The sequence below is a fragment of the Streptomyces sp. NPDC042638 genome (assembly GCF_040647235.1).
GTDB classification, from domain to species: domain Bacteria; phylum Actinomycetota; class Actinomycetes; order Streptomycetales; family Streptomycetaceae; genus Streptomyces; species Streptomyces rameus.
In genome coordinates, this window is record NZ_JBEZBT010000086.1 from 1 (window position 1) to 19,935 (window position 19,935).

17 protein-coding genes and 3 pseudogenes are annotated in these 19,935 nt (G+C 71.4%); 14 read left to right on the forward strand and 6 right to left on the reverse strand.

Going from position 1 to position 19,935, the window contains the following annotated elements; genetic code table 11:
• Window positions 1-106, reverse strand: a pseudogene (locus AB0B40_RS35920) (hydrophobic protein); the annotation flags it as partial.
• 449 nt (window positions 107-555) lie between these two features.
• Window positions 556-1,401 (reverse strand): RNA polymerase sigma factor SigF, encoded by an 846-nt coding sequence (locus tag AB0B40_RS35925; RefSeq protein WP_345048488.1) that lies wholly within the window; start codon window positions 1,399-1,401, stop codon window positions 556-558.
• Window positions 1,402-1,701: 300 nt separating this feature from the next.
• On the opposite strand from AB0B40_RS35925, the gene AB0B40_RS35930 reads away from it, so the two are divergent.
• The 7 genes from AB0B40_RS35930 (at window position 1,702) to AB0B40_RS35960 (ending at window position 8,164) form a co-directional block, all read left to right on the forward strand.
• Entirely contained in the window at window positions 1,702-1,986 is a 285-nt protein-coding gene (locus AB0B40_RS35930; protein ID WP_345048486.1) for a hypothetical protein, read from the forward strand.
• A 272-nt stretch (window positions 1,987-2,258) separates the two neighbouring features.
• The gene (locus AB0B40_RS35935; RefSeq protein ID WP_362267759.1) at window positions 2,259-2,666 is read left to right on the forward strand and encodes a ribonuclease domain-containing protein; all 408 of its coding nucleotides are present in this window, start codon (window positions 2,259-2,261) and stop codon (window positions 2,664-2,666) included.
• 214 nt (window positions 2,667-2,880) lie between these two features.
• A complete protein-coding gene (locus tag AB0B40_RS35940) occupies window positions 2,881-4,161 on the forward strand; it encodes a DUF6215 domain-containing protein (protein ID WP_362267761.1) in 1,281 nt (426 codons plus the stop codon).
• Window positions 4,162-4,408: 247 nt separating this feature from the next.
• A complete protein-coding gene (locus AB0B40_RS35945) occupies window positions 4,409-5,311 on the forward strand; it encodes a hypothetical protein (protein WP_362267762.1) in 903 nt (300 codons plus the stop codon).
• A 353-nt stretch (window positions 5,312-5,664) separates the two neighbouring features.
• A complete protein-coding gene (locus AB0B40_RS35950; protein ID WP_362267764.1) occupies window positions 5,665-6,621 on the forward strand; it encodes a helix-turn-helix domain-containing protein in 957 nt (318 codons plus the stop codon).
• Window positions 6,622-6,741: 120 nt separating this feature from the next.
• On the forward strand, window positions 6,742-7,740 hold the full coding sequence (gap, locus tag AB0B40_RS35955) for a type I glyceraldehyde-3-phosphate dehydrogenase (protein WP_362267766.1): 999 nt from the start codon (window positions 6,742-6,744) through the stop codon (window positions 7,738-7,740).
• A 127-nt stretch (window positions 7,741-7,867) separates the two neighbouring features.
• The gene (locus AB0B40_RS35960; RefSeq protein WP_362267769.1) at window positions 7,868-8,164 is read left to right on the forward strand and encodes a hypothetical protein; all 297 of its coding nucleotides are present in this window, start codon (window positions 7,868-7,870) and stop codon (window positions 8,162-8,164) included.
• Window positions 8,165-8,523: 359 nt separating this feature from the next.
• On the opposite strand, the gene AB0B40_RS35965 is transcribed toward AB0B40_RS35960, so the two are convergent.
• Complete coding sequence (locus AB0B40_RS35965) at window positions 8,524-8,991, reverse strand: hypothetical protein (RefSeq protein WP_345048475.1); 468 nt, start codon at window positions 8,989-8,991, stop codon at window positions 8,524-8,526.
• Window positions 8,992-9,160: 169 nt separating this feature from the next.
• On the opposite strand from AB0B40_RS35965, the pseudogene AB0B40_RS35970 reads away from it, so the two are divergent.
• Both AB0B40_RS35970 and AB0B40_RS35975 read left to right on the forward strand, forming a co-directional pair.
• Window positions 9,161-9,391 (forward strand): annotated as a pseudogene (locus tag AB0B40_RS35970) (DUF6193 family natural product biosynthesis protein); the annotation flags it as partial.
• A gap of 144 nt (window positions 9,392-9,535) precedes the next feature.
• Window positions 9,536-10,066, forward strand: a complete 531-nt coding sequence (locus tag AB0B40_RS35975; RefSeq protein WP_345048519.1) for a GNAT family protein — start codon at window positions 9,536-9,538, stop codon at window positions 10,064-10,066.
• 53 nt (window positions 10,067-10,119) lie between these two features.
• Here the strand turns inward: AB0B40_RS35975 and AB0B40_RS35980 are convergent.
• Window positions 10,120-10,383 (reverse strand): annotated as a pseudogene (locus tag AB0B40_RS35980) (VOC family protein); the annotation flags it as partial.
• A 59-nt stretch (window positions 10,384-10,442) separates the two neighbouring features.
• On the opposite strand from AB0B40_RS35980, the gene AB0B40_RS35985 reads away from it, so the two are divergent.
• Window positions 10,443-10,781 carry a hypothetical protein gene (locus tag AB0B40_RS35985; RefSeq protein ID WP_362267771.1) on the forward strand — a complete coding sequence of 113 codons (339 nt, stop codon included), beginning with the start codon at window positions 10,443-10,445 and terminating at the stop codon, window positions 10,779-10,781.
• Between the two features lie 27 nt (window positions 10,782-10,808).
• Here AB0B40_RS35985 and AB0B40_RS35990 read toward each other — a convergent pair whose 3' ends face one another.
• On the reverse strand, window positions 10,809-10,934 hold the full coding sequence (locus AB0B40_RS35990; RefSeq protein ID WP_362267772.1) for a hypothetical protein: 126 nt from the start codon (window positions 10,932-10,934) through the stop codon (window positions 10,809-10,811).
• Between the two features lie 339 nt (window positions 10,935-11,273).
• On the opposite strand from AB0B40_RS35990, the gene AB0B40_RS35995 reads away from it, so the two are divergent.
• The 4 genes from AB0B40_RS35995 to AB0B40_RS36010 are packed head-to-tail and all read left to right on the forward strand — an operon-like array spanning window position 11,274 to window position 15,709.
• The gene (locus tag AB0B40_RS35995; RefSeq protein WP_362267774.1) at window positions 11,274-12,308 is read left to right on the forward strand and encodes a GlxA family transcriptional regulator; all 1,035 of its coding nucleotides are present in this window, start codon (window positions 11,274-11,276) and stop codon (window positions 12,306-12,308) included.
• A complete protein-coding gene (locus tag AB0B40_RS36000) occupies window positions 12,305-14,068 on the forward strand; it encodes a thiamine pyrophosphate-binding protein (RefSeq protein WP_362267776.1) in 1,764 nt (587 codons plus the stop codon). The genes AB0B40_RS35995 and AB0B40_RS36000 overlap by 4 nt, the downstream gene beginning before the upstream one ends.
• Entirely contained in the window at window positions 14,040-14,693 is a 654-nt protein-coding gene (locus AB0B40_RS36005; protein ID WP_345048466.1) for an SRPBCC family protein, read from the forward strand. The genes AB0B40_RS36000 and AB0B40_RS36005 overlap by 29 nt, the downstream gene beginning before the upstream one ends.
• Window positions 14,690-15,709 carry a ketoacyl-ACP synthase III family protein gene (locus AB0B40_RS36010; protein WP_362267777.1) on the forward strand — a complete coding sequence of 340 codons (1,020 nt, stop codon included), beginning with the start codon at window positions 14,690-14,692 and terminating at the stop codon, window positions 15,707-15,709. Before AB0B40_RS36005 ends, AB0B40_RS36010 begins: the two co-directional genes overlap by 4 nt.
• 295 nt (window positions 15,710-16,004) lie before the next feature.
• Here the strand turns inward: AB0B40_RS36010 and AB0B40_RS36015 are convergent, their stop codons facing one another.
• Window positions 16,005-17,786: a hypothetical protein gene (locus tag AB0B40_RS36015; protein ID WP_362267780.1), complete on the reverse strand. Its 1,782-nt coding sequence runs from the start codon at window positions 17,784-17,786 to the stop codon at window positions 16,005-16,007.
• Between the last annotated feature and the right edge of the window lie 2,149 nt (window positions 17,787-19,935).

A 19,935-nucleotide genomic window follows, 5' to 3' on the forward strand; every position in this document is an offset into this window, starting at 1 on the left:
GCCACACGACGAGCACGATCACCGCGATCCACCACAGTGCCTTCAGCGCGAAACCCGCACCGAAGAGGATCAGAGCCAGCAGAAGAACCAGAAGCAGGGGAACCATGTATATCAACCTCCTGGCTATCGGATGCCCTTACATCGCGCCTACAAGCACACAAAATATGAGTTACTTCCATGGAGTACTGGGCATGTGCGCACGCCGCACGCCGCCTGACAGGCCCGGCGCGGACGCAGCAGCGGCCGCCCCTGGACCGACCCCGATCGGGTCCTGCTCCGGATGGTCGCGAGGGACATAGCTGCCCGCCAGGCCGAGCATCCGTTGCCCGCCAGCCCGAGCATCCGTGCCCGTGCCCGTCCGACGGATTCACGCCAGTACGCGCGACCGCTCCAGACCGAGACGGCCGCACCAGACCGACGCGGCCGGACCAGACCTGCACGGTCGTACGAGGCCGACGCGGCCGTACCAGACCTGCGCGGTCGCGCCAGGTCGACGGACCCGCGTGGCGAAGCCCGCCGCGAGACGCGGCGGGCTTCGTGGGGCGGTGCGGGTTCTCAGTCGTTGGTGAGCAGACCTTCGCGCAGGCGACCCAGGCAGCGGGAGAGCAGGCGGGAGACGTGCATCTGGGAGACGCCGAGCCGCTCGCCGATCTGAGCCTGGGTGAGCTCGTCGACGAACCGCATGTGGATGATCTGCCGGTCCCGGTCTTCGAGTCCGGCGATCAGCGGGGCCAGAGAGTGGAAGTCCTCCACCAGCTCCAGGGCAGCGTCCTCGGCGCCGATGAAGTCCTGCAGCGCCGCCTCGCCGTCCTCACTGGCGTTGAGGGTGGCGTCCAGGGAGGAGGAGTTGTAGCCGTTGGAAGCCAGGCGGGCCTCACGGACCTCCTCCTCCGGCAGGCTCATCAGCTCCGACAGCTCCTTCACCGTAGGCGTACGGCCCAGCCGACTGCGCAGCTCCTCCGTGGCGCGGGCGAGCTGGACCCGGGCTTCCTGCAGGCGGCGCGGTACGTGGACGGCCCAGGTGGTGTCGCGGAAGAAGCGCTTGATCTCGCCGACGATGTAGGGGATGGCGAACGAGGTGAACTCCACCTCACGGGTCAGCTCGAACCGGTCGATGGCCTTGATCAGGCCGATCATGCCGACCTGGACGATGTCCTCCATCTCCTCCGGTCCGCGGCTGCGGAACCGGCCGGCCGCGAAGCGGACCAGGGACATGTTCATCTCGATCAGCGTGTTCCGGGCGTAGCTGTACTCGGCCGTGCCCTCCTCCAGCCGCGAGAGCTGGTCGAAGAAGAGACGCGTCAACTGACGGGCGTCCTTCGGCGCCACCTGCGAGGGGTCGGCCACCTCCGGCAGACCAGCCACGTCCAGGTCCGTCTTCGCCGCAGTCACTGTCGCCATGATGCTTCCCTCCCCTGTCGCTGCACACCGTCGGCCTGCCTGTACGAGCCGACGATCGCGCGCCTACCCCGGCTTACGCAGGTCATGTACACAAAAGAAAACCGGCGCACCGACTGTCCGGAAACCGTGAAACATCCCGTCCGCCTTCCGACGACACTCACGCCGACAGGAGCGACGGGAGGGGTGTGTGAGACAGGCGAAAGGGTAGGAACACCAACCGGAACATATGGTTCCGAATCGCTGTACGGCCCGTCTCGCACGGTGATCCCGCGAGGCGGCCCGATCAAGGAGGAATCGAGCATGATGTTGACGCGACGCATCGTGAGCGCAGGCGTGTGTGCCGCGATCGCCGGCGGCGCCCTGATGGCCGGCGGCAGCTCGGCGATGGCGGCTACTCCCGCGGCGGACCATCACCGGGCCCCCGGCGCCACGGCCGGCGCGGAGAGCCGGGGCACAGCCCGACAGCCCACGGATCCGTGGATCGCCGACCAGCTGGCCACCTTCTACCCCTCCGCCGCCCGCCGTCAGGCGGTCTTCGACCCCTGGATCAAGGACCAGCTGGCTCGTTGGTATCCCGGCAGGTGATTTCGGGAAGGTACCCCGAAGGTCTTCCTGCCCTGTGACCAGCAGGCCACCCTCGCCGGGGGCAGGCCACCCTCGCACACGCCAGTCCGTCTCGATGCCGTTCTCCACGGCCGGCTCGGAGTGAGTGAAGCGGATCGGACCCGGTGCGGGCAGAGCGAGTCACGGAACCTGGTGATGTGGCCGGCCGCTCGGCGCGTACAGCAGGTAGGTGGTTCACCCGGACCCGCGGAGCGCGCCCGTGTCCGGGTCGGAGCTGGTTCGTTGAGCCGGTCGTGATCAAGAAGTTGATGGCTGTGGCCTCGGCTTCCGTCGCCGCCGCGGTCCTGTTCGCGCCGACCGCATCGGCGATCGGCCGCGTCGGCGCCGCGCCGGTCTCTCCCTCTGGTGTCGTCAGCTCCGCCGTGGTGCCGCAGAGCGCCTGGGACACGCTGACCAAGATCGACGCCGGTCAATGGCCGCCGAACGACGGCTCAGGCACCCGCGGCGGCGCGGTCTGGGCGAACCGGGAGGGCACGCTGCCCCGCAATGACGCCGCCGGCAACCCGATCGGCTACCGGGAGTGGGACGTCAACCCCAAACGGCCAGGGCAAGGCCGTGATGCGGAGCGGATCGTCACCGGTGACGACGGTTCGGCCTGGTACACGGGTGACCTCTTCGCCACCTTCACCCGGATGCGCTGAAAGCCGGGCGCGACCCCGCTCCAGGTCATCGAGGCAGGCGGTGATCCGGCCGCCGCGCCGGGCGGCCCCGCGGCGGCTCGCGGGGCACACCAGCGACGGGGAAGCCGTTGTCCGGACGTTGTTTGTCAGGCTGCCGCCCGCTGACACCGAACAACGCGGGCGGGCTAGGCACCTTCCGGACCGGACGGCGGGACGGCGTGGAGGGAGTCGGGGCATGCGGCAGACGGCACGGGCGGCAGCGGGGGTGGTGGGCGCGGCGGCGGCCATGTCACTGCTGCTGGGTTGCACGGGACAGAGCGACGACGCCTCGGCCCGCCGGTCGGCGGCGGACATCCAGGCGGGCGCGGGGACGGACACCCGGACGGACACGAAGGCGGACGTCCGGGCGGGCGCCCAAGCGGACACCCGGGCCGACACGAAGGCGGACGTCAAGGCGGTCGCGCGGACCGGCACCTCGCGGCAAGTCCTCGCCGTCGCCGAACAGTTGCCGGAACGCGACTGCATGCGCCGTCACGGCTTCCGCTTCTGGGTGGTCGCACCGGCCACAGCGCGCCGCGACTTCCCCTACGTGTTCGACGACATCGGCTGGGCCAGGGCCCACGGATACGGAGCCGAACAGCGCGTCGCTCTCCGGCGGGCCGCCGCGATCGACCCCAACAAGCGCTACCTGCTGTCATTGCCACCCGACCGCCGCCCCGCCGTGGTCGCCGCGCTGGCCGGCCCGCGCCCCGAGGGGCTCACCGCCGACCTGCCCAACGGCATCCGGGTCACCCACAGCGACACGGGCTGCACGGCGGAGGCCGAACGCCGCCTGTACGGCGACCTGCCGGCCTGGTTCCGCGCCACACGGCAGGCGATCGCGGCCGCGCTGTTGTTGCTCCCGCGCGTGATGCCGTCCGACGACAGCGCATCGCGAGCCGCATCCTGTTCGAACGAGGAACGCGAGGAGCTGCCGAGGGCCTACCAGGCCAAGCCCGGCGCGGTGACCGGTCAGGAGCTGTGCGAGGCGCTCAACCGGCCCGATCTGGCCCAGCTCCTCGGAACGCCCGCAGAGACCGCGACCGCGGCATCCGGCACCGACAACACCGCTCCCCTGTCCGACGGGAGGGTCGCCCAGCCGGAGGCCGAGGTCCGGTTCGACACCTACACCGTCAAAATCTCGGCCACCTACGACAAGTTGTCGGTGGCCCAGTACGTGAAGCTGAAGGAAACCGTGGGCGAGAAGGACATCAAGACGGTCCAGGTCCTCGACCGCCCCGGGGTCTTCTCCTCGGACCACACCCTCAAGCTGACGATAGACCTCAGCGGCGACGGATCCGCTGCACCGGTCGGCCAAGGCCCCCTGGCGAGAACGCTTTCGGTCGCCCTGGACCGCACGGACCGAGGGGGCAGCTACGGCACCGTGTGGAGCGAGTCAGGAGCCCTCCCGGACGACACCGTCCTTCGCGACATCGCCGAGAAGATCCTTCCCACCATCCCCGAACGCTCCGCCTGATCAGTCGGCCGGCCACCACACCCGAGACCGGACATGCCCTGCGGCTCTGAGGGGGGCTCGGTCCCTGCCGGGACACCGCCGACGGCGGGCCGGGGAAGGACCATGGCCGCAAGTCCCCGGCGCCGGACAAGGCCGCGGACTTGGCACCGGACGGGTCCTGGCCCCAGGCACCGGACCGGGGCCCGGAGGCCGTCGGCGGAACGGCGCGGCTATTCTCGCGCTCGTGATCTCCGAGGGAACGACAGGTATGGATGAGGGCGCCCCGACGACGGCTCGCCTGCGCGACGTACTGGAGCGTGCCGGGCGCGTCGTGATCGCCGAGGGATCGCCTGCCGACGTGGACCGCGCCGATGTGGCGCGGACCGTGGTGACCGGCACCGGGATCGCGGACCTGAGCCGCCTCCTGGCCATCGTGGACGGCGGTACGGGCGACCGGTGCCGGTGCGACGGCCGGCCGACGATCATGGTTCACGCCGTAGATGACCAGCTGATCGCCTGCTGGACGCTGCACCACCGGTCGGGTCTTCGAGGCGTCGGCGACAGCGATGCCGACCTGCGTCACGGCCCGGCACTCACCGAGTGGCTGGCGGAACAGGGCCTGACGGCGTCCCGGGAGGCCCAGGCGCGGCTGGCCGCGCAGCGGGCCGAGGAGGACCGGCGTCAGCTGCGCTGGGTCCAGGCCGCGCCCGCCGGGCTGCGCGAGGCGGCCATGGACGTCTGCGACCCGCCGGGACGTGACCCGCGAACCCGGTCGGATGGACTCCGCGCGGCCACGGTCCGGCTCACGAGGCTCGTCCCCCGCGTCTATCCCGACGGCGTCGAGCGGGTCCTCGTCCTGCTGGCATGGGCCGGAGCCGCCGCCAGAGAGCCCACCGGCGGTCTGAAGTGGTACGACCTGGCGGTCCAGCAGCAGCTGCTCGCCGAAGACCCCGGCCTCGTCCTCACCGCGCTGACCACGCACTCGCCGAGCCCCGCCCAACTGGACGGCGCAGCCCAGCTCTTCGCGTCGCTCGAATGGACCGGAGCGCACGGCAGGCAGCTGCCCGAACCACTGCGGTCGACGCTGATCGGGCACATCCGGGCCGGCGGCACCGAGCCCATGCGATTCTGCCTGCGCCATGGCTACTACGGCGCCGGGCGGTCCGTCTGACAGGACGCCGCCGGCTGCCGTGCGGGGCTCGGGCGCCGACCTCTCGCCCACGTCCCCTTTCCCTCCGTGCCGCCGGCCGCGCCGCCCGTCCCCCGGCCCCGCGGCCTGGGCGGGCACACCGCCCGTCGGCCGGCCGGGGCCGCCCGGAGCACGCGTACCGGACCTCCACGACGCCGCACGAGGCCGATCCGGTCAGCCGGTACCGGCGTGGCCGATCCGGTCAGCCGGGGAGGCCGGCGTGGCCGAGCGCCACCGGCCGGCTCCGCGCGGGCGGAAGGACGTCCTGGAGGACCCCCCGTCCACCCGTCCCCGCAGCGGACGTACCGCCGTCACGGCCCACGTAATCTCTTCCTGTGCCAGCCACTCGCCTGCATCGCGTCGCCGTCCTCGTGCTCGAGGGGGCGAAGCCGCTCGATGTCGGAATTCCCGCGCAGGTTTTCACGACCCGCGCGAGCATGCCGTACGAGGTGCGGGTGTGCGGGGCGTCGCCCAGTCTCGTGACCGGCGGTGACGGCCTCGCCTATGACGTCGCCCACGGCCTCGACGCACTTGCGTGGGCCGACATCGTCTTCGTCCCCGGCTACCGCTTCCCGGACCGCGACGACCCGCCGCAGGCCGTCGTCGACGCACTGATCGCCACCCACGCCCGGGGCGCACGACTCGCGGCCATCTCGACGGGCGCCTTCGCGCTCGCCGCCACGGGCCTGCTCGACGGCAGGCGCGCCACGACGCACTGGCACTACACGCGGGCACTCAAGGCCAGGCACCCGCTCGTCAAGGTCGACGAGAACGTGCTGTTCGTGGACGAGGGCAGCGTGCTCACCTCGGCCGGCGCCGCCTCCGGCATCGACCTGTGCCTGCACATCCTGCGCGGCGACCTCGGAGTGGCCGCGTCCAACCATGCGGCCCGGCGTCTGGTCGCCGCTCCCTACCGCAGTGGCGGTCAGGCCCAGTACGTGCCGCGCAGCGTTCCCGAGCCACTCGGCGAGCGGTTCGCCGCCACCCGCGAGTGGGCGCTGCACCGGCTCGGCGAGCCCCTCACCCTCGACATCCTGGCGCGGCAGGCCGAGGTCTCACCGCGCACGTTCTCCCGGCGCTTCGTCGAGGAGACCGGCTACACGCCGATGCAGTGGGTGATGCGGGCCCGCATCGACCTGGCCCGCGAGCTGCTGGAACGCTCGCAGCGCAGCGTCGAGCAGATCGCCGGGGACGTCGGGCTCGGCACCGGTGCGAACCTGCGCCTGCACTTCCAGCGCATCCTCGGCACCACACCGAGCGAGTACCGGCGCACCTTCACCCGCGGCGAGTGACCCACCGGCACCCGGGTGGTGGGGCCTTGTGGCGGGATCCTTTTGAACCGTGGCGATCCCGCCACTGTCAGCGGGGCGAGCAGCGGGCGACGCTGGTGGCGAAGGGAAGGGACATCACTCATGACTCGCATCGCCATCAACGGATTCGGCCGCATCGGACGCAATGTGCTGCGCGCACTGCTGGAGCGCGACAGCACCCTCGAGATCGTCGCCGTCAACGATCTGACGGAGCCCGCCGCTCTCGCCCGCCTGCTGGCCTACGACAGCACGGCCGGCCGGCTGGGGCGTCCGGTGACCGTCGACGGGGACGCCCTCGTCGTCGACGGCCGGCGGATCACGGTGCTGGCCGAACGCGAACCGGCGCGACTGCCGTGGGCCGAGCTCGGCGTCGACATCGTCCTGGAGGCCACCGGCCGCTTCACCTCGGCCAAGGCCGCCCGGGCCCACCTCGACGCGGGCGCGAGGAAGGTGCTCGTCAGCGCACCGTCGGACGGCGCCGACGTCACGCTCGCGTTCGGCGTCAACACCGACGCCTACGACCCGGCCGAGCACACGATCGTCTCGAACGCCTCCTGCACCACCAACGCCCTCGCGCCGCTGGCCGCCGTCCTCGACGAACTGGCCGGCATCGAGCACGGGTTCATGACGACGGTGCACGCCTACACGCAGGAGCAGAACCTCCAGGACGGTCCCCACCGCGACGCCCGTCGTGCCCGGGCCGCCGGCGTCAACATCGTGCCGACCACGACCGGGGCCGCCAAGGCGATCGGCCTGGTGCTGCCGAACCTCGACGGCAAGCTCTCGGGTGACTCGATCCGCGTGCCGGTGCCGGTGGGCTCCATCGTCGAACTCAACACGACCGTCGCCCGCGAGGTGACGCGTGACGACGTGCTGGCGGCCTACCGCGCCGCGGCGGAGGGGCCGCTCGCGGGCGTCCTCGAGTACTCGGAGGACCCGCTCGTGTCGTCGGACATCACGGGAAACCCCGCCTCGTCGATCTTCGATTCGGCCCTCACCCGCGTCGATGGCCGCCACGTCAAGGTGGTCGCGTGGTACGACAACGAGTGGGGCTTCTCCAACCGGGTGATCGACACGCTGGAGCTCCTCGCCGCCCACTGACCGGGCGGGCCACCACCGGGCCGCAGGCGGCCCGCCGGGGTGCCCGGGCTCGAGGTCCACACCTCTGGCCCGGGCGCCGGACGTGGAGTTCACAGAGTGAGCGGCTTCCCTAGCCCACCGGGCGCGGGTGCACGACGCCCGGCTCCCCCTCCACCGGCGGCACATCGCGCTGCGCACCTGCCTCACCGTCTTCGCGCCCTACGGTCTCCGGGCGGCATATCACCACCTCACGCTGAGCGCACGGATCCCTCGGCACCTGCGGGCGGACCCGGAGGCGCTGGTGCGGGCGGTGGAGGAACTGCACGAGGCACGAGTGCTGTGGCTCGCGCGGGCGGAGGAGTACGCGGCGCAACGCCGGGCGGGGAAGCGGTCGGGGCGACGGGCTGTGCCGAATCCTCGGCCGTGGTGGATGCGGAGCCCCTGAGACGACCCGGCCCGCGCCTGGTACGACGACCCGCTGCGCCACCCGCCCCTGCGGCTGACCGAGTACGTCCGGCGGCAGAACGCGCTTTTGGACGGCGCTGAGCTGCCCGGCTGCCCCGCGTGCGGGAAGGAGGGTCGGCTGGAGCCGAACTCGACCGGGCACGGACGGGTCGAGCTGTGCGGCCGGTGCGCCTGGGCGCGGGCGCCGTGTCCGTGCGGACGAAGGCACCCGTCCGTGCGTGAGGCCGCGTGCAGCTGGCAGGCGATCTGGCGGCGGGCACACATGGGCGACGACGGCATGCCGAACCCGCACCGGCCCGCGGGCCGCCGGTAGGCGGATGCAGTGTGCCCGGTCCTGGCTCAGCGGGACCGACGGCCGAGGAGTTCCACGAGGCCCACCGGCAGGAACGCGGGCCGGTGGGGTCGGCCCGCCTGGTACGACACGAAGCCCAGCGAGGAGGCCACCGCGACCTCTTCGGCCGTCTCCGCCTCGTACACGACGCGGCAGCGGCCCGACTCGGCCTTCGCACGCTGCCAGAGGACCGGGGCCGGCTTACGCTCGGTCTCGGCGCGCGGAGTGAGGATCCGGTCCCCGAAATCCGCCCAGGCGAAGGGAACCCGCCCCCGCCAGGTAGCGTCGACCTCCTCCTTCAGCCTGGCGGCACGCTCGGTGTCGGTCGTGCCCCAGGAGGACGGGACGTTGGTGATCAGGCCGACCTTGATGTGGCGTTCACGCAGAGCGCGCAGATAGGAGGCCGCGCCGCGCAGGTAGTCGGTGCTGCCGTCGTCGGCGGTGTGCAGGAGGGTCTCACCCAGGTCGAAGTACACGACGGGACAGTCACGTTCGCCGCTCACACGTGCGGCGGGGACCGCTGCCGTCTGCCCCCCGGCATCCTCGGCGACAGCCCCACTCGCCGTACCGCAGAGCACGGCCGACACCAGTAACGTGCTCATCACGAGGCTCACACGGGCCAAGCTCCTGGAGGCAGATCTGCCCATGGCGTCATCGCCCTTCCTGCCGGGGACACAGCACGATATCCGGCCTGTGCGACAGCGGTGGGGTGAACGACACCGGTGGACGTGGGACATCCCTTACATCCAGCCAGCGGCTGGAGGCAGCTACTGGGTTTCAGGTCCTCTCCGTTCGCAGCCCGTGGGGCCCGCGAAGACGGTCGCGCAGGCCATCGCCATGGGCTTGGAGCGCCTTCCAGCCGGCTACGGGCCGGCCTTCCTCGGCACTCCAGAGGAACTCGCAGTCCACGAGGCGATGCAAGAGCGGCTCGACGGTCGAACGGCAAGCCAAGCGCCTGTTCGTGAAACGCCAGGCCGGGGCGACTGCACCTGCCAAACTCGGCCTGTGACAGGACCATCGGTGACCTTGAGCAGAATCGAGCTCGCGGACTGGCGAGCTGTCCACTCCTGGGCTTCCCTCCCTCAGGTGTGCCGCTTCCAGACCTGGGGACCGAACACCGAACAGCAGTCGCTCGCGTTCGTGGCGGAAGCGGTGGAGGCGTGGGCGCGTTCGCCTCAGGCGCGGTTCGCTTATGCGGCGCGTGTCGAGGGCGACGTCGTCGGCATGGGCGAACTCCACATCCGGAGCCGTGAGCGAGCACAAGGCGAGATCACCTATGCCGTGCACCCTCGGGCCTGGGGACATGGCGTCGGAACGGCGATCGGAAGGCAACTGCTTGTGCGAGGGTTCGAGCATCTCAAACTCCACCGGATATATGCCACCTGTGACCCACGGAACCTCGGGTCTGCGCGGGTGCTCGCCAAGCTCGGCATGACGTGGGAAGGACGCCATCGCCACACCGCTCTGATCCGGGACGGTTGGCGAGACTCCGAAATGTTCAGCATCCTCGAAGACGAGTGGCGGAAGGACGGCCCGGGTACCGGTGCGTGACCATGCGGCCCCTGCCTGCCGGTCCGGCCTTGCCCACGTTGGGCCGCAGCCATTCAGTCGAGACAGAACTCGTTGCCCTCGATGTCCCGCATCAGGATGCACGACTCGTTTTCCTCATCGGCGAGCAGCGTGCGCACGTGCACCGCGCCGAGCGCGACCAGCCGTGCGCACTCGGCCTCCAGAGCGGCCAGGCGCTCTTCACCCACGAGTCCGGTGCCGACCCGCACGTCGAGATGCACCCGATCCTTGACGACCTTCCCTTCGGGAACGCGCCGGAACAGCACGCGCGGGCCCGTGCCCGAGGGATCACTGCATGCCGAGAAGCCTGAACGGCTGAAAGAGTCGCTGCGCCAGCTGAACGTTCACGAGCACCTGCGTGGCCCAGCTGGACTACGAGGACATGGACCACTCCCTGGGGCTGTGGTCGACCCTGGTCAAGGCCCACCAGGCCCCGGGCCGGCTGGGCGAACCGCTCGCCGAGGAAGTCGCCCAGGGCCGCATCGCGGCCGGTGAGCTGCACGAGGACGCGATCGCCGACGCTCTGTCGGGGCCCGCGCGCTTGACGCGCTCGAGGTTCTGCTGCCGCCGGGCGACCAGGCGGTCCTCGGTCGCCGGGTCGTACCGGGCGCCGGGTGGCGTGGTGCCCGGTTCGGCGCGCCGACGGTGCGGGCGGTCGCCTCGGCCGGGTCCGTCCGCGGCTGCGCTATGGGCATGAGGGCGCCGGCGAGGGCGGTTTCGGCGCTCACCAGGTGGGCGCCTTCTGTGCGGCCTCGTGGTAGGCGCGGGCGATGAGCAGTGCGCTGCAGGCGGCCGTGGGCAGCATCCCCGCCCGGTGCTGGGTGTCGTCGCCGCCCCGCAGGGTGACCACGGCACCCAGCACCGGCCGTGCCGCCGATCCGGTCCAGCAGTGGCCTGGGTGCGCAGGAAGTCCGCGACGGTCGCCTAGCCGGGGCTGCCGGCCGCGAACCGGGCGGCAGTCGGGCACATCTCGGCCACTTGGCGGCGCACGCGCGGCGAACGTGGGCGTGCTGCCGCATGCGAGTCATGTGGAGGAGCCCACCTGTGAGCTGCCTCACCGCGTTCCTCGCCCCGCACTCACGTCATGCCTGCTCAGCGCCCGTTTTATCAGCCGACGCCCCGCCTGCTGGCCGGATCCGTCAGTAATCTGTCATTGCAGCCAGTGCGGCACCCGATACAGGGTGTGACGGTGTCAGAGCGACGTGTTGTGGTGGTGGTGTTCAGCGGCGCGATGGCCCTGGACGTCACCGGACCGATCGAAGTGTTCGATACCGCCAACCGGCTCCTCGATGCGCCGGATGCCCCGTACCGGATCGACTTCGTCTCCGCCGACGGGCCGTTGGTGCGGATGAGTTCGGGCGTGCTCGTGGAGGCGTCGCCCCTGGATGCGGGGGAAGGCCCGATCGACACCCTCCTCGTGCCGGGCGGCTGGAGTCTCGCCGACGCGCTGCGGGACCGGGCCCTGGTGTCCTGGATCGGCGGGGCGGCGGCCCGTTCGCGCAGAGTGGCGTCCGTCTGTGGCGGATCCTTTCTGCTGGCCGAAGCGGGCCTTCTCGACGGCAGACGCGCCACCACGCACTGGGCGTACAGCGAGGCGATGGCCGGCCGCTATCCGGAGGTGACGGTCGACGCCGAGCCGATCTTCGTCTGGGACGGGCCCTTCGTGACCTCCGCCGGCGTGTCGACCGGGATCGACATGGCGCTGGCCCTGGTGGAGGCCGACCACGGGGCGGCGCTCGCCCTGGAGACGGCGCGGTACCTGGTGCTGTTCCTCAAGCGCCATGGCGGGCAGGCCCAGTTCAGCACCGTCCTCGACGCCCAGCTGGCCGACCATCCACCGATCCGGGCGGCACAGGAGTGGATCCTGGAGAACCTGCACAAACCGTTGTCCGTCGCCGAGATCGCCCAGCGGGCCAACATGAGCCTGCGCAACTTCGCCCGGGTCTTCCGGCGCGAAGTGGGCACCACCCCGGGCCAGTACGTCGAGCGCACGCGGATCGCCCGCGCCCGCGAGCTGCTGGAGACCACCGAACTGACGATCGGCCAGATCGCGCACCGCTGCGGATTCGCCGCGCCCGAGACCTTCTTCCGCTCCTTCGGCCGGACCCTGGGCCTCACGCCCAAGGAGTACCGGCACCGCTTCCAGATCATCACGCCGTCGGGCCTCATCGACCGGCACCACATGACCGACAGGAGCCGCATGACCGACAGGAGCCCGTTATGACCACCACGACCGACCCGACCGTCACGCCCCCGGACCCTCTCGCGGCAGGGACCGTACGCATGGTCGACCATCTGGCCGGGGAGCTCGCCAGGGCAGGTGTCACGCACATGTTCGGCGTCGGGGGCGCGAACATCGAGGACCTGTACGACGCCGTCCACCGCGGCGGCGCGGTCCGCGGCATCGTCGCCAAGCACGAGTTCTCCGCCGTCACGATGGCCGACGGGTACGCCCGCACCACCGGACGCCTCGGCGTGGTCGCCGCCACCTCGGGCGGCGGCGCGATGAACCTCGTGCCGGGTCTGGCCGAGGCGCACGCCTCGCGGGTGCCGGTGCTGGCGCTGGTCGGCCAGCCGCCGACCGGCCAGGAAGGCCGCGGAGCGTTCCAGGACTCCAGCGGCAAGGCCGGCTCGTTCGACGCGCGGGAGGTCTTCGCACCCCTCTCCCGGTTCTGCGCCCGGGTCGAGGACGCCGACGCCCTGGTGGAACTGCTGCCCCGGGCGATGGCCGCGGCCCGCGCCGATCCGCCCGGTCCGGCCGTGCTGCTGCTGCCCAAGGACGTGCAGCAGGCGCGCATCCGGGTGCCCGGCCGCCGGACCTCGCCGACAGCGGACGGCACGTATACGCCAGTAGCGGCGGCACGTCCGGACGACGCGGCCCTCACGGCCGTGTCACGGGCCCTGCGTGGCGCCGGACGGGTCCTGGTCATCGCCGGTGAGGGCGTCGCCGCCGCGGACGCGCGGGCGGAGCTGGCCGAACTGGCCGGGCGCCTGGGGGCCTGGGTGGCCGTCACCCCGGACGCCAAGGACGTCTTCGACAACCTCGATCCACGTTTCGCGGGCGTGGCCGGGGTGATGGGGCACGCCAACGTGGCGGACTGCCTGCAACGGGCCGACGTCTGCCTGCTGGCTGGCACCCGGCTGCCCTCCCTGGCACGCGACGGCCTGGACCGGGCCCTCGCCACCACCTCCGTCGTCAGCCTCGGTCCCGAACTTCCGTTCGTGGCGGGCGCCACGCTGGGCGGCGATCTGCGCCAGGCACTGCGCGCGGTGAGCGGGCGGCTCCCGCCGCACTCCCGGCCCTGCCCACGCCACGAGGGCCCCCTTCCCACGGCGCTGCCGGGTCCGCCACCCGCCCGCGACGGGCGGACCGTCCCGTACGCCCAGGCAGTCGCCGCAGTACGGGCGGCACTCCCGCAGGACGCACACGTCTTCGTGGACGCCGGCAACACGGGGGCCAGCGCGGTCCACCTCCTCCCGGCACCGCGTCACGGCCGCTTCGTGGTGGCGGTCGGCATGGGCGGCATGGGCTACACCTTCGGTGCCGGGATCGGCGCCGCACTCGCCACCGGCCGGCGCACCTACGTCCTCGCCGGTGACGGCGCCTTCTTCATGCACGGCATGGAGGTGCACACGGCCGTCCAGTACGCCGCGCCCGTCACCTTCGTCGTCTTCAACAACAACGCCCACGCCATGTGCGCACTGCGGGAGGAGTTCCTGCAGGGCGGCGTCCGCAGCGACGACCTGTTCACCAGGACCGACCTCGCCGCCGGGGTGGCCGCCGCCTTCCCGTCCCTCCCGGCCACGGGGGCCGCCGACGCGGCCGGGTTGCGCGAGGCCCTGCTGCGCGCCAACGCGGGCGACGGCCCTGCGTTCGTCGCGGTGGAGTGCGACCCGCGGGAGATACCGCCGTTCCTTCCCTTCCAGTCCTTCACCGAGAACGAGGAGAGCCCTGATGCGCGAGGAAGCGTCCACGCTGGCTGACATCCCCGGCCTGCTGCGGATCGAGAACGCCGGCACGGAGCAACTGGCCGCCCACTGCATGGAACTCACCCACGCCGTCTATCCGCACGACCAGGTCTACGGGCGGTACTGCACCATCCACGAGTACGTCGACTGCCCGCCCGAGCAGGTCTACGACTATCTGCGTCAGGGCCACCACCTGGAGGAGTGGACCTGCAGCCTGCGGGACTTCGCGCCGTCCGGCACACCGGGACTGTGGGTGGGCCACGACCGGCTGGAGGACGACACCAGGATCTACTGCCGGGTGGCCGCCAACCCCGAGGCGATGACCGTGGACTACCACTGCGCCTGGGACCAGGGCGACAAGCTGTGGATGATCTACCTCATGCGTGTCGTCCCGGCCGCCGTGGTGCTCGACAAGCCGGGTTCGGTGATCACCTGGACCAACTGCCGGCACCCCTACTACGACGACAACCCGCACCCCGAGAAGGCGCCCCGGGCGGACCGGCCCTGGGTGGGCGACTACTGGGGTCTGTTCTACGCCGGACACACCGTCGAGATGAACAACCTCAAGGCGATCCTGGAGCACCGCCACCGCAACGGCCTGCCGATCGGCGTCGCTCCGGCGACGGCGGTGGCGCGGTGACCACGGTCAGCCTCACGGACGTGGCGAGCTACCTGCCCGGCGAGCCGGTCCCCGCCGAGTTCTACACCGACTATCCCGGCGCCGAGGACAAGCTCCGCGGCCATCCCATGTTCCGGGTTCCGCCCGCCCGGCACCACGTTGCCGCGGACGAGACCAACGCCGACATGGTCGAGCGCGCCGTGCAGCCCCTGATCGAACGGCACGGCAGGGACGCGATCCGCGGGGTCGACGTGCTGCTGGTGCACAGCCAGCTGCCGGACCTGCCGTTCGTGGGCGCCGGCACGGAGGTGGCCCGCCGACTGGGTCTGAACCCGGAGTGGCTGGTCGACGTGGCCAACGCGGGCTGCGCGTCGTTCGTGTACATGCTGAAGCTGGCCAGGCAACTGCTCAGCACGACCGATGCCCGCACCGCGCTGATCTGCAACGCTCAGAGTGCCGCGGGCCAGTGGTTCACCCAGTCCGAGGTGCGCAGACTCGCCCAGGCGGCGATCCCGGGCGACGGCTGCGGGGTGGGGTTCGTGACGACGTCGGCCGGCTCCCCGGTCCTCGACGTGGAGACCCGCCACCTGGGCGAGTACGCCGGGGACATGACCGTGGCGGTGGACGACGGCCGCAAGTACTGGGAACCGGGAGAGTCCCAGCTGCGCATCGGGTTCACCGACGCCGGTGTCGCCAAGGTCCTGGCCCGCGGCAACCGGCTCGTCCCGGAGGTGGTCACGGAGCTGTGCCGGCGCCTGGCCGTGCCCACGACCGACATCGACGTCCTGATCACCAACCAGCCCAACCGCACCTTCCTGCGCAACTGGCGGGAGGCGCTCCAGCTCCCGGCCGAACGGCACCCGGACACCTTCGACCGGTACGGCAACCTGTTCGGGGCGGCGCTTCCGGTCACTCTGGACCGCGCGGTGCGCGCAGGCCGGGTCGAGGACGGCGATCTGGTGGTGCTGGGCGGGTTCGCCCACGCCGGCGACTTCGCCGGTGCCGTCGCCGTCCGCTGGCAGGGCGGCCCACACTGACCGTGCGGTCCGCGTGCTCCGTGCCGGCCGGCGCCGATCGTCCGGCCGTACCCGCCGCTGAGCGCCTGCTCAGATGTCCGCGTTCCGGATGCGCTGGGTATGGCCGCGCGCGGACGAGCACCCCGCTTGCTCGCGGGCTGGTAAGCCGAGCCGGACAATGTCCAGACGGACAGGTGGCGCAGGGCGCGGTTGGCGACGTAGATCATCACCGGCCCGGCCACAGGGCCGCCCGGAGGGCAGGTCCGCGGCCGGGTGCTCCAGGCTGGGCAGCGCCAAGGGGGGGTGGGCGAGTGGACTACTTGACGTCGACCCGGGTGTGGACGCTCGTCGAGTTGAGGTGGTGGGTATCGGGGGACTGGTAGGCGACGTACCAGGTGCCGGTGCTGGTGTCCTTGGCGCTGAGGCTGTACTGGCCGTGGGCGTCTGTGGTGGCCGTGGACATGAGGTGCCAGGTCTTGCTGCCGGTCGGTTGGAACCACAGGCGCACGGTGGCGTGTCCGTAGGCGTGCCATGTTCCTGTGGAGGACTGCTGGAGACTCCCGGAGAAGGCGAGCTTCTGGTTGCGGCTCGCGTGTGTGGTGCTCGGTCTGCCTCCGGTGATCCGGGTGGGCGTACGCAACAGATGCACCGCCTTGCCGGTGACTGGCAACCAGTCGCGGTTGCCGAGGAAGGAGACGCGCCAGTAGCCGTTGGCGTTGCTGCCTTGGCGGACGTCGCAGAGGAACTCGTCCTTGCCGAGGCCCTGGCGTCCTACCGTGGTGGTAGCCGCGTGGCGCCAGGTTTTGCCGTCGGCGGAGTACTGCACCTGGACCGTGGTGCCGGCGGGCGGGGGGCCAGCCTGTCCCAGCGTGAGATGGCCGGCGACAAGCCCCTGGCCTGTGGCGTCCTGGGAGATGCTGAGGCTGGTGAACTGGGCTCCGGGCTGGGGAATGTGGACTCGGACGCCTTCGGCCGGGCTCTGCTGCAGGAAGTTCGTGGCCTCGTCACGGACTTGGTAGGAACCGGCCTGGGAGATCAGGGTGCTGAATGCTCCCTGGTCGTCGCTGAAGCCACTGGAGATCCAGTCGGAACCGGTCTGCGGGCCTGACAGTTCGAAAAAGGTGCGGGGAGCGGGGAGCCAGGCGTCGCCGACCTTGCGCTCCACGACGCCGGTCACGGTGGCCGTGCCGCCTGCGGGGACGTTGATGTCAGGTGGCGAGGTAAACCGGATCCGGGTGGGTTCGGAGGCGGGAAGGTCAGGCTGGGAGAGGTACGCGTACGCGTGGGTGTGGGTCCAGCTGTCCTCGCGGCCCGGCTCGTATTCGCCGAAGGTCTGGATCGCGCCGATGGCATCGAACGAGGTCGTGAAGGTGCCGTCGGCGTCCGTCGTCGCCTTCGAAGGGTCACTGCCGCTCCCGCCGACGGACACGGTGGCGCCCGAGAAGGGGCTCACCTGACCTGTGCCCGGGTCGGTCAGCGTGAGGGCCCCGTGGACGGTGACGGTCCGGTGGTCGAAGTCGAAGTCCGACGGGACACTCTGCGTGTACTGGCTGAAGTGAACGACTTGCTGGTAGTCCACCGTTCCGCCGGCGGGCAGCGTGACGTCGAAGCCATGGTCGTCGCGAACGTCCAGCGCAACCCGGTAGGCGCCAAAGGCGGGCAGCACAACCGGATTCGTCGCCCGCCACACACCCGCGTCCACGTACTCGAAGTCCGTCACGGTGAGTACGGGTGCCGCGTCCGCGGGCGCGTTCAGCGGATAGAAGCGGACGGTGAGCGATGTGACGGTCGCGCCCTTGCCGGACGACCGTGCGGAGACACGGAGGTTGGCGCGGTCGTTGGTGTAGTCGAAGGGGGCGGCGGCCGCCCAGGGCAGACCCGGCACCGGCTTGCTCAGTATCACCGGCCCCTGGCCGTCCGGCGGCGTGGGGGTGTCGCCGGCTGTCGGTGCTCCCGTGGCGTCAGCCGTCGGCGTGTCAGCGGCCGTCATGGGCGTGGAGCTCGGCACTGAGGGCCCGGCCAGGGCCTGGCCCGGCAGGGCCAGCGTGGCGAGGAAGCCAGCCGCGACCGACGTGGAGATGAACAGGCGTGGTCTCACGTGGAAGTCCCCCCGGACAGTGAGTTGCAATCTGTCATGCACAGATCGACACCGCATCCTATCGTTCACCGCCGACAGTCCGTCCCAGAGGTAGCGGAGGTATTCGAACGCCTCCCCGTCGAGCCACTGGGCCTCGTCTACGAGGCATGTACGGGGGCGTTCCGGTCAGGGCTGTCTTCGGTAGGCCGGGCCCGGAAGGTGATGTTGCGGACGTCCTCGCCGGGTCCGAGTTCGCGCAGGCAGGGATTGACGGCTTGCCGAAGCCGGCGCCGCCGTGGATGCGCATCATGGCTCGGGCGGCGACGGTGTCGGCGATGTTCTTCCGCGCCCGCAGCAGCGCGTGGGTGCTGACCACGGAGGCGTCGGGCAGGCCGACGTATTGGGAGGTGGCCACGCTCACGAGGCGTCTCGGTCTGCGTCGGTGGGGGGACGTGCAGCCCGCCCGTTGGGGCCGGCCGGGGCGGGAGTGACATCACGGCCGGGGAGGGAGTGACATCACGGCCGGGGCGCGAGTGAGATCACGGCCGGGCACGGTCGGGGCCGGCCGCCCTCACGAGATCAGCGCGGCCAGGGAGACAGGAGTGCGCCACCTGGCCCGAGACGTGGCGGGCGCGATGAGGTCCGGCAGCGCCGGATCCGACAGATCGGTATCGGTGGCCTGGATGAACTCGGCCTCAGCCTGCGCGGCGGTCAGCGCACCGAGCCGCTGCGGGGCCTCGGGCTGGGTGACGGCTGCGTAGCGTTCACACTGGGAAGCCTCCGGGTGGCAGGCCGCCGAACGGGCCGTACGGCTCCTCGCGCAGCACCGCGGAACCCAGCGCCGCGAGCACCGACTCCCGCGAGAGGTCCCCCGGCGCGACGGCCACCCCCCGTGATCGCGTTCGTCGCGCAGTCGGTGAACCAGATGATCCGCGGCCTGCGGGCCCTGCCGTCGACCCCGATCAGCACCGGCGCCTGGGCGTGGTCGGTCCGCCACACCTGGTTGCGCGAGCCCCGCGGCCGGGCCAGGAACACATCGCGCTCGCGCGCAGCGCGCTCTCCTCCCGCAGCCCCGCCCGCTCCCCCGGTGTCGGATCCCGCTGGATCGCCCGGTGCAGGGTGGGCAGCGACGGCGGCGGAGCCGCGGGCGGCGACTGCCGGGCGGCGCGGGCCGTCAGCTCACAATGGACCTCCGCGACGTTGCCCTTCCACAACGCGAGCGGGCGGCGTACCCCCGGGGTGACGATGAAGCGGTCCCGGCTCTGGGGCCGCGCGCCCCGGGCTCCGCGGCCCGGGCTCCGCGGCCCGGGCTCCGCGGCCCGGGCTCCGCGGCCCGGCTTCATCGCGCTCGGCCGCAGCCAGCCACCGCCACACCGTGCGCTCGGTTACCTGCATAAGGATCGCAGGTAGGAGCCGTGAATTCGCCCCGCCCAGCATCCGCACCCCGGACAGGTCGCGCGTTCGGCGGTCGTACGGGGCTCGACCGGGACGACCGTGTCGATCACTTCGACCGATTCCACCAACACGCCGTCGACCGATGAAAACAGCAGCTCGTTCAACTGCGGTAGCGCTTCGTTCACGGCGGTCTCCCGCCACACGATCCCGTTGAGCACCGTTCGCTCGTCCAGCCGCTTCCGGCCCCGCAGCGACACCGGCAGCAGTGGCCGAACGAACTCCCGCTTCGCACCCGACAGTTCAGAGCGACGTGCACCCGGCCGTGCGCGGCCTTGACGGTATTGGTCCGGGCCAATACCGTCTGCCTCGCACAGAACTCCACATGGCTCAACACCGCTACTTCTGCTCAGAGTTGACGACGCATCCGCCGGTTGGGGGACGAGAGTCCGGCCGTCCGCTGTGGGCCTGCCTGTCGACGGCAGCCCAAGCACCGGCTGTCGCCTGGTTCGTCGTCATCCAGATCCACAAGGGCGCGTGCACCGCTCACCGTTGATGGAGATCACCAGAGGCGGCTGGCGAACAGACGCGATCATGTCCTTCCTCGGAGGCCAGACCTATGCAAGTACCCCCTGCAAGGGCACAGCGCGGCGGATGGAAGAGAGCGCTCTCTCTGCTTCCCGTCGTCGTGGGGGGGGGGGGGGGGCGCCGGCCCCCCAACCCCGAAACACCCCCCGGCGGGACCCCGCCCCCCCCCCGCGGCACACAAACAAGGAGA

What these genes read in the sequence shown, in the direction of transcription:
- AB0B40_RS35925 (WP_345048488.1), bottom strand. Translation starts at nt 1,401, where the DNA reads ATGGCGACAGTGACTGCGGCGAAGACGGACCTGGACGTGGCTGGTCTG.
- AB0B40_RS35930 (WP_345048486.1), top strand. Translation starts at nt 1,702, where the DNA reads ATGATGTTGACGCGACGCATCGTGAGCGCAGGCGTGTGTGCCGCGATC.
- AB0B40_RS35940 (WP_362267761.1), top strand. Translation starts at nt 2,881, where the DNA reads ATGCGGCAGACGGCACGGGCGGCAGCGGGGGTGGTGGGCGCGGCGGCG.
- AB0B40_RS35945 (WP_362267762.1), top strand. Translation starts at nt 4,409, where the DNA reads ATGGATGAGGGCGCCCCGACGACGGCTCGCCTGCGCGACGTACTGGAG.
- gap (WP_362267766.1), top strand. Translation starts at nt 6,742, where the DNA reads ATGACTCGCATCGCCATCAACGGATTCGGCCGCATCGGACGCAATGTG.
- AB0B40_RS36000 (WP_362267776.1), top strand. Translation starts at nt 12,305, where the DNA reads ATGACCACCACGACCGACCCGACCGTCACGCCCCCGGACCCTCTCGCG.
- AB0B40_RS36005 (WP_345048466.1), top strand. Translation starts at nt 14,040, where the DNA reads ATGCGCGAGGAAGCGTCCACGCTGGCTGACATCCCCGGCCTGCTGCGG.